Origin of the sequence: Kitasatospora sp. NPDC050543, assembly GCF_044457565.1 — a bacterium.
Lineage (GTDB): Bacteria > Actinomycetota > Actinomycetes > Streptomycetales > Streptomycetaceae > Kitasatospora.
The window spans coordinates 1-1,977 of sequence record NZ_JBITGZ010000090.1 but is presented as its reverse complement, the minus strand read 5'-3'; the positions used below and the strand labels follow the sequence as shown (position 1 = coordinate 1,977).

At 67.0% G+C, this 1,977-nt stretch carries 3 protein-coding genes; all 3 read left to right on the top strand.

All coding sequences use genetic code 11. From position 1 onward, the window contains the following. The first annotated feature begins 110 nt into the window (after window positions 1-110). The 3 genes from ACIBH3_RS35905 to ACIBH3_RS35895 all read left to right on the top strand — a co-directional run bounded on the left by ACIBH3_RS35905 (window position 111) and on the right by ACIBH3_RS35895 (window position 1,847). On the top strand, window positions 111-458 hold the full coding sequence (locus ACIBH3_RS35905) for a hypothetical protein (RefSeq protein ID WP_396316314.1): 348 nt from the start codon (window positions 111-113) through the stop codon (window positions 456-458). A 304-nt stretch (window positions 459-762) separates the two neighbouring features. Further along, window positions 763-1,239 (top strand): hypothetical protein, encoded by a 477-nt coding sequence (locus ACIBH3_RS35900; protein WP_396316313.1) that lies wholly within the window; start codon window positions 763-765, stop codon window positions 1,237-1,239. A 260-nt stretch (window positions 1,240-1,499) separates the two neighbouring features. Then, window positions 1,500-1,847 carry a hypothetical protein gene (locus ACIBH3_RS35895; protein ID WP_396316312.1) on the top strand — a complete coding sequence of 116 codons (348 nt, stop codon included), beginning with the start codon at window positions 1,500-1,502 and terminating at the stop codon, window positions 1,845-1,847. The last annotated feature ends 130 nt before the right edge of the window (window positions 1,848-1,977 follow it).

Genomic DNA, 1,977 nt, shown 5'->3' with positions numbered 1-1,977 from the left:
TACTGCGGTGGGTGGGTGAAGTCGGGTGCTGTGCCGGTGCCTTCGTTGCTGGTCTTCGTTAGTCGGGTGTCTGCGGATACCCGCGGGGTCGTTTCAACACGGAGGCAGTAATGCACATTGGCAAGAAGGCAGCCTTTCTGAGCGCGGTTGCCGGCGCGCTGGTCCTCGGCGGCGCGGGTGGGGCCAGTGCCCAGGGCTTCGGTGACCTGTTCGATCACAGCGGGTCCAGCCAGCGCAACGAGTGCAGCACCAGCACCGGCACCATCGCGGACACCGCGGGGACCGCGCAGACCGGTGACCTCACCTTCGAATCCAACTGCATCAACGTCGACGGGACGGGCTGGGCGCACCAGACCAACGAGTGCGACACCTCCGCCGGCACCACCGCCGTGACCAGCGCACTGTCCCCCACGGGCGAGGTCGAGGTTTCCTCCAACTGCGCGAACATCGCCTTCTGACGACACGCGCGGTCACGGACGCCGAGCCACTGACCGTCCGGCGTTCTTCGCCCCCCGCGGGCGGCGGCACGGCGGGAGTTCCGGTCGCCGATGTGGTCCCCGGAAGGCACTCCTTCCGGGGACCACATTCGCGTTCCGGGCGAGTGGGGTGCCGGCCGGGTGAAGATATGTCTACTGCGGCGGGTGGGTGAATCTGTGTGTGTCCCGGAGGCTTTGGCCGGTTGGTGTCGTTAGTCAGATGTTCGCGGATACCGCGGGAAACCCTATGGAGGCTTCTGTGTACGGTGGCAAAAGGGCGGCTCTCTTGGCTGCGACGGTCGGTGCGTTGGTCCTCGGTGGTGCGGGTGGCGCGGTTGCCGTCGACCACGGCTCCGGCCGGGTACCCGGTCAGAACGGCGGGGGACGCCAGAGCAACGAGTGCAGCACGAGTTCGATCCTCGGACCGGTGGACATCGCCACCCCGCTGACCGCGGTGGGGACCGCCTCGACCGAGACGACGTGCGTCAACTACAGCGAGTCGGGCGTGTCGGAACAGAGCAACGAATGCTCCACGAACTCGGTCGTCGGACCCGTCGCGGTCAACCTCTCACTGGCCCCGACGAAGCCCATCAGGAACGGGACCACCTGCGTCAACTACAGCGGATCGAGCGTGTCGGAGCAGAGCAACGACTGCGCGACGACCTCGACCGTCGGACCCCTCACGGTCTCCCCGCTCGCCCCGGCACCAGAGATCGACAACACCACCAGGTGCGTCAACATCGCCGGCGGTGACCGGAACTGAACTGCCGACCGTCCGACACCCTCCACCCCACGAGTCGGCGGAACGGACGCGATCAGCGATCACCGACGTGGTCCCCGGAAGGCACTCCTTCCGGGGACCACACGCGTGTCACCGGATTGAACACGCGACGCCGATGATGAAGATATGCCTACTGCGGCGGCCGGGTGAAGTCCGATGCCACCCCGATGCCTTTCACCGGCAGTCTTCGTTAGTCGGGTGTCTGCGAACATCCGCGACTTGGTTTCACTACGGAGGCAGTAATGCACATTGGCAAGAAGGCAGCCTTTCTGAGCGCGGTTGCCGGCGCACTGGTCCTCGGCGGCGCGGGCGGCGCCAGCGCCCACGGCCTCGGCGACCTGTTCGACCACAGCGGGTCCAGCCAGCGCAACGCGTGCAGCACCAACACCGGCACCATCGCGGACACCGTGGTGACCGCGCCGACCGGCGACATCACCTTCGACTCCAACTGCATCAACGTCGACGGAACCGGCCAGGCGCACCAGACCAACGAGTGCGACACCTACGCCGGCACCACCACCGCGACCAGCGCACTCTCCCCCACGGGCGAGATCGAGGTCTCCTCCAACTGCGCGAACATCGCGTACTGACAACACGCACGGTCACGGACACCGCGCCACCGACCGCCCCCCGCCCTCCACCCCCACCGACAGGGGCACGACGGCAGTCCTGATCACCGATGTGGTCCCCGGAAGACACTCCTTCCGGGGACCACATTCG

Bases quoted from the DNA above. Each gene is read 5' to 3' on its own strand.
- ACIBH3_RS35905 (WP_396316314.1), top strand. From the start codon at position 111: ATGCACATTGGCAAGAAGGCAGCCTTTCTGAGCGCGGTTGCCGGCGCG.
- ACIBH3_RS35895 (WP_396316312.1), top strand. From the start codon at position 1,500: ATGCACATTGGCAAGAAGGCAGCCTTTCTGAGCGCGGTTGCCGGCGCA.